The 7,370-nt window shown below is 63.2% G+C and carries 7 protein-coding genes; 4 read left to right on the forward strand and 3 right to left on the reverse strand.

Translation table 11 applies throughout. The annotated features are described in order from the left end of the window. Positions 1 to 439 (reverse strand): hypothetical protein (locus M3P27_01825; protein MDP9267048.1); only part of this gene is annotated, 439 nt, incomplete at its 3' end. 60 nt (positions 440 to 499) lie between these two features. Between M3P27_01825 and M3P27_01830 the strand changes: the two genes are divergently transcribed. Further along, positions 500 to 736, forward strand: a complete 237-nt coding sequence (locus M3P27_01830) for a glutaredoxin family protein (protein MDP9267049.1) — start codon at positions 500 to 502, stop codon at positions 734 to 736. A gap of 90 nt (positions 737 to 826) precedes the next feature. Continuing rightward, entirely contained in the window at positions 827 to 2,605 is a 1,779-nt protein-coding gene (locus M3P27_01835; protein MDP9267050.1) for an AMP-binding protein, read from the forward strand. Positions 2,606 to 2,865: 260 nt separating this feature from the next. Here the strand turns inward: M3P27_01835 and M3P27_01840 are convergent, their stop codons facing one another. Next, positions 2,866 to 3,243: a carboxypeptidase-like regulatory domain-containing protein gene (locus tag M3P27_01840; GenBank protein MDP9267051.1), complete on the reverse strand. Its 378-nt coding sequence runs from the start codon at positions 3,241 to 3,243 to the stop codon at positions 2,866 to 2,868. A 228-nt stretch (positions 3,244 to 3,471) separates the two neighbouring features. Beyond that, positions 3,472 to 4,656, reverse strand: coding sequence for a M48 family metallopeptidase (locus M3P27_01845; protein ID MDP9267052.1), 1,185 nt, complete (start codon positions 4,654 to 4,656; stop codon positions 3,472 to 3,474). Positions 4,657 to 5,181: 525 nt separating this feature from the next. Here M3P27_01845 and M3P27_01850 point away from each other — a divergent pair. Next, positions 5,182 to 5,529: a co-chaperone GroES gene (locus M3P27_01850; GenBank protein MDP9267053.1), complete on the forward strand. Its 348-nt coding sequence runs from the start codon at positions 5,182 to 5,184 to the stop codon at positions 5,527 to 5,529. 161 nt (positions 5,530 to 5,690) lie between these two features. Continuing rightward, positions 5,691 to 7,358, forward strand: coding sequence for a chaperonin GroEL (groL, locus tag M3P27_01855; protein MDP9267054.1), 1,668 nt, complete (start codon positions 5,691 to 5,693; stop codon positions 7,356 to 7,358). The last annotated feature ends 12 nt before the right edge of the window (positions 7,359 to 7,370 follow it).

A 7,370-nucleotide genomic window follows, 5' to 3' on the forward strand; every position in this document is an offset into this window, starting at 1 on the left:
CGTCCCGCCCGCGCTCGGCTACGACCTCGGTCGAGTTCAGGTTTCCGAACCGGTCCACCTCGGCCGCGCCCAGGAATCCCAGGTCCACGCGTCCACTCTGCAGCAGGCTCATCACGCCCAGCATGTCCAGGCACTGCGTCGCCTGATAGATGTTGGGAGGGTCCGCCATCGTATAGATAAGTTCCGCCGACGGCGTCGCGCGGATCACCCCATTCTCGAACAGCCCGATCGCCTCGGGCGCATGCGTCTTCTTGGCGACGATGAACGCGATCAGCGGCAGCCGCATCCCCACGAACACCACCTCGCGGTCGCGTATCTCCCGCGCCGCCGCCGCCACCATCAACTCGCCCATGGTGTACTCGCCCAGGCTGTAAGACGACGCTGTGGGCGCCCCAGTCTGGGATCCTTGGGTCGCACCGTATTTTTCGTGAGTCGTCATCGAACCTTGCATCTTCTAAGAACTTCCGCGATTCTGCAATCTACAATCTGTCATCCCCTCATGGACGTCACTCTCTACACCCGCGCCGGCTGCCACCTCTGCGACGAGGTCAAGGCCACGCTCACCCGCGCCCGCGCCCACGCCGAATTCAACCTGCGCGAGGTCGACATCGATTCCGACCCCGATCTCCGAGCGCGCTACGACCTCGAGGTCCCGGTCGTGGTCATCGACGGCAAGAAAGCCTTCAAGTACTCACTCACCGAATCCGACTTCCTCAAGGTCCTCAACTCCCGCTGATTTGTTTTGTCATTCCGAGCGAGTCGAGGAACCCCTATCGCAACCAGACTTTCGCGTGCCGCCTCGGTACTTGGTACTATCACTCTTCCCATGCGCAAGCTCTCCCACCCTTACCAAGACGTCTTTCTCCACGACGCCATCCTTACCGCATGCCGCCAGTTCGGCTCGAAGACGGCCATCATTGACACCTCGAACAATGACGCCTCCAACCCGCGCCGCATCACCTATGCCGAATACGGAGACCTGGTCGAGCGCATCGCCCGCAACTTCGCCGCGCTCACCACGCCCGGCTCGGTCATCGCCATCTACCACGCGAACGCGTGGGAGTTTGCCGCCGCCTACCACGCTGCCACGCTCGCGCAATGCATTCCCACCCCGCTGAATCCGAGTTATCGCGAGCGCGAGGTCCGGTACCAGCTCGAGAACTCTGGCGCCGCACTCCTGATCACGGACGGCTGCCAGATAAAGGATATGGACCTCGCGCGCCTGCCCGCATTGCAGCGCGTCTTCACCACGCGCCAGGCCGTGCCCGGCGCCGCTCCGTTCAGCGACCTGCTCAAGCCCAACTCGCATCCGCTGCCCCAACCCGAGCAGCCCGCCAACGCAACCCTCGCCGCGCTTCCTTATTCCAGTGGGACGACCGGACTGCCCAAGGGCGTCATGCTCTCCCACCAGAATCTTGTCGCCAACGTCTACCAGTTCATCCGTCCCAACGAACTCGCCTCGCCCACTCCCGACGACGTCACGCTCTGCTTCCTCCCGCTCTACCACATCTACGGACTCAACGTGCTGCTCAACCCCGTGCTCGCGCTCGGCGGCACACTCGTCCTCATGCCGCGCTTTGATGTGGATCGTGCCTGCGGGCTCATCGCCAGCGAAGGCATCACCTGGCTCCCCATGGTCCCGCCGGTGATGAACGCGTTTTGCGTCGCCGCCGAGGCGGGCAAGTTTCCGCGCGACCATCATGTGCGCTATACCAAGTCCGGCGCCGCGCCGCTCGCGCCCGAGCTTCCACGCCGCTTCGCCGAACTCACCGGCATCCCCGTCGCCCAGGGATACGGCATGACGGAAGCCTCGCCCGTCACCCATGTGGGCTTCATCGAGCCCGCACTCTATCGGCCTGACACCATCGGACACCTCGTCGCCGAGACCGAGTGCAAACTCCTGCTCGACAACGGCACCGAAGTCGACGTCACCCACGCCGGCGGGCTCATGCTGAGTGACCGAGGGGGATTGGACAGCTCACACCCTCAAGGGGTCATGCTGAGTGACCGAGGGACCCCAGCGCTGAACCGAGGCCCCCAGCAAGCGCGCTTTTCGCTTGCTGGGGTGGCAAGAGCTGGGGTATCGGTCGCGAAGCATCTCAGGTCTTCCGAAGACCCGCAACCCAACACCGGCGAACTCCTCATGCGCGGCCCGCAATTCATGCTCGGCTATTGGAACGCTCCCGACGCGACTGCGTCGGCGCTCCAGGACGGCTGGTATCACTCCGGCGATGTCGCTCGCGTCGATCGCAACGGCTTCTTCCAGATCGTCGATCGGCGTAAAGAGATGATCAAGTACAAGGGTTTCCCCATTGCGCCCGCCGAGGTCGAAGCCTGCCTGCTCGAGCATCCTTACGTGCGCGACGTCGGCGTCATCGGACGTCCCGACCTCGCCGCCGGCGAACTCCCTATCGCCTTCGTCGTTCTAAGGAGCGGCCTGCGCGATGGCGACCCCGGTTCCGCCAAGCTCGCCACCGAACTCGGCGCCTGGGTCTCCGACCGCCTGACGAAATACAAACAACCGCAGGAAGTCCACTTCGTCGCCTCCATCCCGCGCAATCCCTCCGGCAAGATCCTGCGCCGTGATCTGCGCAGCCTGCTGTAACGATTCGCGGGTCATCCCGGGCGGCGAGGGACCTGTTGTTGCCGCCCGCACTGGCCCGCCGGTCGCCGAGCGACAACGTGTTCAAAGTAGGTTGTCATCCTTCGCGAGTGGCTTTAGCCCGAGCGGAGGATCTGCAATCGTTCGCCGGCTACCGCCACATGACCGGCACCGCCCTGCCAAGAGAGTCATCCTCAGTGACCGGGGTAAGCCTAAAAACAAGAAGGCCGCGCTCTGCGCGCGGCCCGCCAAACTCAGGACGGCTACTTTTTCTTCTCGTCGTAGATCGTCACCTGCTCCTGCGGTTTTTTCACTCGGATACTGATCTCCATCACCGGCTGGTTGATGTCGTAGTCCTCGCCGAAGGTCTGGTATCCGGTGGCGATCACCTGGATCCGCAGCTTGCCGAACGGCATACCGCTGTAACTGGCCTGGCCTTCGGCATTGGTCTTGAGCTGCAGGCCGCCCTTTTCCTGCTTGCCCTTCTTGTTCACCGCATGCAGGATCACGCTCGCATTGCGTACCGGCTTGCCATTCGTGTCCTTCAACACCACGAATTTCAATTCGGCGTAGCTCTTGTCGCCCGCGCCCGCAAGCGCGCACAGTCCCGCCACCACCGCGATCAGCAAGAGTCTCTTCATAAAGGATGTGCCGCTATTTTACCGCGCCGGGTGGGTCACGTAAATGTGGGTGCCCCACGTTCTCACCCTGCCCCGAGCGAAGTCGAAGGGAGCCGTTTTGCTGGTGTGGGAGAGAGCCGGCCGAAGCGTGCGCGCCGCGCAGTGGTGGAAGAGCTGGCCATCAGGCCCGCGTCAGCCGCCGCATGGAGTCATTCACTACCGGTGAGCGCCGGCGTGCTCTGGGGTAGGTCAGTCAGGTTTCCGCAGCGTCGGGGGGTCTTTCTCCGTCGTCGACGCCTTTGCGCCCGGCTTCTCCGGCGTTCGCAGGACAGGCCCGCTTCCGCCGCCGCTCGAGCGTTTGCGCAGCGTCGGCCTGCTGCCCTCTCCCACATCGATCATCCGGCGCGATCGCAGCGTCGCCAGCCGCCCGCGCACCTGCTCGAACTCGCTCGTCGTCAGCACGTACTGGTCGCGCTCCGGCAGGTAGCGGTCGATGGTCTTCTGCGCATCCCTGATCCGGTCACCGGTCATGGGATGCGTCGCGAACGCCTTCGCCAAAAACGAACGCTTCTCTTTCACCCGCGCGTCCAGCTTCTCGAAGAATTCCAGGAACGCTCCCGGATCGTATCCCGCCGCGTACATGTACTCCATGCCCAGCAGGTCAGCTTCGCGCTCCGCATTGCGGCTGAATTTCAGGAAGCTCATGGGGACGAGCAGGCTCGCCGCCTGCCGCACCGCGTAGCCCGCCGGCCCGCCAATGAAGATCAGCGGGATCGACGCCAGGTTGAAGATCTCCGACCTGGTCGCGTTCTTGGTCGCGTGCCGCGCCGCCACGTGCGCGATCTCGTGCGCCATCACGCCCGCGAGTTCAGCTTCGTTGTCCGCCGCCAGGATCAGCCCGCTGTTCACATAGAAAAAGCCGCCGGGCAGCGCGAACGCGTTCACTTCCTCCGAATCGATCACCTTGATCAAGAACGGCACGCGCGCGTCGGAGTTGCGCACCAGGTTCTGCCCCAGCCGGTTCACGTACTCGGTGACCACCGGATCGTTCAGCAGGCGCGCTGACCCTTCCACCTGGCCGGCCAGCTCGCGCCCCATCGCTGTCTCGCGCTCGATGGAGTAGAAGTTCACGCCGCCGCCCACGCCGCGCATCCCGATGCGCCCCACGTCGTACTTCGGTTCCACCTTCCGCTCGGCCGCGATCTTCTGCGCCAGCTCGGCGCCCAGTGCCGGCTCCGCCGCGGGCAGGCCGCTCGGTATTCGCGGCAGGTCCACAACGTCGCGCGCCACCTCGTCCACTGGCACGGGAGGCTGCGCCATCTCCGGAAACAGGACGCCACTCTCGTGCCCGGCGGCATTCTGCGCGCGCGCCGGAACACCCATCCCCAGCGCCAGCAGCATCAACACCAGTGCCAGCGCATAGACCGCATTCATATGGAAGGAGCAGCAGGAGTAGAGAGGACGAGCTAGCCGGGATTGTCCGCGAGCCTGCAAGACGTCACGCTTTGGATGGGATGGGTTTTTGATGCCAGTGCTGCCAATGGTGCCACTGGGCCCGCGCCCATCGTACCTCTATATCCATTAGACCGTGACGCGAAACTGCGTGTCGCCATCGAACATCCCTCGCGCGCCCAATCCACGCGGCCTTGCGACTTGACATACTCCTGCTCATATCCCATAATTAGCACTCGGAGCAGCAGAGTGCTAAGACTCTGAATCGCCCCGGGAACACCCGCAACACCTTCCATATCAATGGTTTCCACAGCGGTTGAGCTTGACATGGTGGGGCTGCAGAAGTGAACCAAGGCATCATTTTCCGGTTGTAGCACCAAGGGCTCTCATAAGTGACTGGTGCATAAGGACTTGCGCTGGTTCTCGCGGCCCGGGCTGAGGTTCGCGAACGTCACCCGAGCCGCAAATCAAACTTCAGTTTGAAACATCTTGAAAGGAGTCACCAGCATGGCTACGAAGCTTACTCCCCTGCACGACCGCGTTCTGGTACGGCGGATCGAAGAGGGCGAAACGGTACGCGGCGGCATCATCATCCCCGACACGGCGAAGGAAAAGCCGCAAGAGGGCGAAGTGATCGCCGTTGGCAAAGGCAAGAGCAATGAAGACGGCAAGGTGCGTCCGCTCGACGTAAAGGCCGGCGACCGCATCCTGTTCGGCAAATACTCCGGCACGGAGATCAAGATCGACGGCGAAGAGCTGCTCATCATGCGCGAGGAAGAAGTCCTCGGCATCCTGAGCGGAGCGGCAAAGCCGGCGGAGAAACACGAGAAGCACGCGGCATCTTCGCGGCGGTAGGAAACCCGCTGTTGGCGATTGGCCTTTGGCTTTTGGCCAAGAGCTAAGAGCCAAGAGCTTAAGAGCGAAACGGTTTGAAAACGTTCAACGGCCGCGGGCGAGACGCCCGCGACACAGCCGGCGAGACGCCGGCGCTACACAAATCGTAAGGAGATTTACAAATGGCAAAGCAGATTGTTCACGGTGAGGAAAGCCGTCAGGCTATTCTCCGCGGCGTCAACGTACTCGCGGACGCCGTAAAAGTGACGCTCGGCCCGAAGGGCCGCAACGTCGTGATCGAGAAGAAGTTCGGTTCGCCGACCATCACCAAAGACGGCGTGACCGTAGCGAAAGAGATCGAGCTGAAAGACACGCTCGAGAACATGGGTGCGCAGATGGTGCGCGAAGTCGCGTCGAAGACGTCTGACGTCGCCGGCGACGGCACCACCACCGCCACCGTGCTGGCGCAGGCCATCTACCGCGAGGGCGTCAAGACCGTCGCGGCAGGTGCGAATCCGATGGCGCTGAAGCGCGGCATCGAGAAGGCGGTCACCGCCGTCTGCGGGTCATTAGATAAAGATGGAAACCGCAAGAAGGGCGCGCTCGACGATTTCTCGAAGCCCGTCTCCGGCGACATGATCGCGCAGGTGGGCACCATCTCGGCGAACAACGACGAGACCATCGGCAAGATCATTGCGGAAGCGATGAAGAAGGTCGGCAAGGACGGCGTGATCACGGTCGAGGAATCGAAGACCATGGAAACGCAGCTCGAGGTCGTGGAAGGCATGCAGTTCGACCGCGGCTACCTGTCTCCCTACTTCGTCACCGATCCGGAGCGCATGGAAGCCGTGCTCGAGGACCCGTACATCCTCATCTACGAGAAGAAAGTCTCGTCGATGAAAGACTTGCTGCCGTTGTTAGAGCAGATCGCGCGCGCCGGCAAGCCGTTGCTCATCATCGCTGAGGACGTGGAAGGCGAAGCGCTTGCCACCCTCGTCGTCAACAAGCTGCGCGGCACGCTGCAAGCCATCGCCGTCAAGGCGCCGGGCTTCGGCGATCGTCGCAAGGCGATGCTGCAAGACATTGCCACCCTGACCGGCGGCAAGGCCATCACCGAGGACCTGGGCTTGAAGCTCGAGAACATCAAGCTCGAGGACATGGGCCGCGCCAAGCGCGTGGTCATCGACAAGGACAACACCACGCTCATCGAGGGCAAGGGCAAGTCGGCCGAGATCGAGGGACGGGTGAAAGAGATCCGCGCCCAGATCGACAAGACCACCAGCGACTACGATCGCGAGAAGCTCCAGGAACGCCTGGCAAAGCTCGTGGGCGGCGTGGCGGTGATCAAAGTGGGCGCTGCGACCGAGACCGAGATGAAGGAAAAGAAAGCTCGCGTGGAAGATGCGATGCACGCAACGCGCGCGGCCGTGGAAGAGGGCATCGTGCCCGGCGGCGGCGTGGCGCTGGTGCGTTGCATCCCGGCGGTGGACAAGCTGGCCAAGTCGCTGCATGGCGATGAGCAGACCGGCGCCATCATCGTGAAGCGCGCACTCGAAGAGCCTTTGCGGCAGATCGTTGCCAACTCCGGCGAAGAGGGCGCCATCATCGTGGGCAAAGTCCGCGACTCGAAGGACCCGGGCTACGGCTACAACGCGCAGACCGACCAGTTCGAGGACCTGATCAAGGCCGGCGTCATCGACCCGACCAAGGTTGCCCGGACCGCGTTGCAGAACGCCGGCTCGATCGCGGCGCTGATGCTCACCACCGAAGCGCTGGTCGCGGAGATCCCGGACGAGCGCAAGGACGCGGCGATGCAGGGCGGCCACGGCGGCGGCATGGGTGGCTTCTAAGAGCAGTGGCTA

The organism is Acidobacteriota bacterium (assembly GCA_030774055.1).
Lineage (GTDB): Bacteria > Acidobacteriota > Terriglobia > Terriglobales > Acidobacteriaceae > JACPNR01.

Coding starts and splice junctions, on each gene's coding strand:
- M3P27_01835 (MDP9267050.1), top strand. CDS start 827: ATGCGCAAGCTCTCCCACCCTTACCAAGACGTCTTTCTCCACGACGCC.
- M3P27_01840 (MDP9267051.1), bottom strand. CDS start 3,243: ATGAAGAGACTCTTGCTGATCGCGGTGGTGGCGGGACTGTGCGCGCTT.
- M3P27_01850 (MDP9267053.1), top strand. CDS start 5,182: ATGGCTACGAAGCTTACTCCCCTGCACGACCGCGTTCTGGTACGGCGG.
- M3P27_01845 (MDP9267052.1), bottom strand. CDS start 4,656: ATGAATGCGGTCTATGCGCTGGCACTGGTGTTGATGCTGCTGGCGCTG.
- groL (MDP9267054.1), top strand. CDS start 5,691: ATGGCAAAGCAGATTGTTCACGGTGAGGAAAGCCGTCAGGCTATTCTC.
- M3P27_01830 (MDP9267049.1), top strand. CDS start 500: ATGGACGTCACTCTCTACACCCGCGCCGGCTGCCACCTCTGCGACGAG.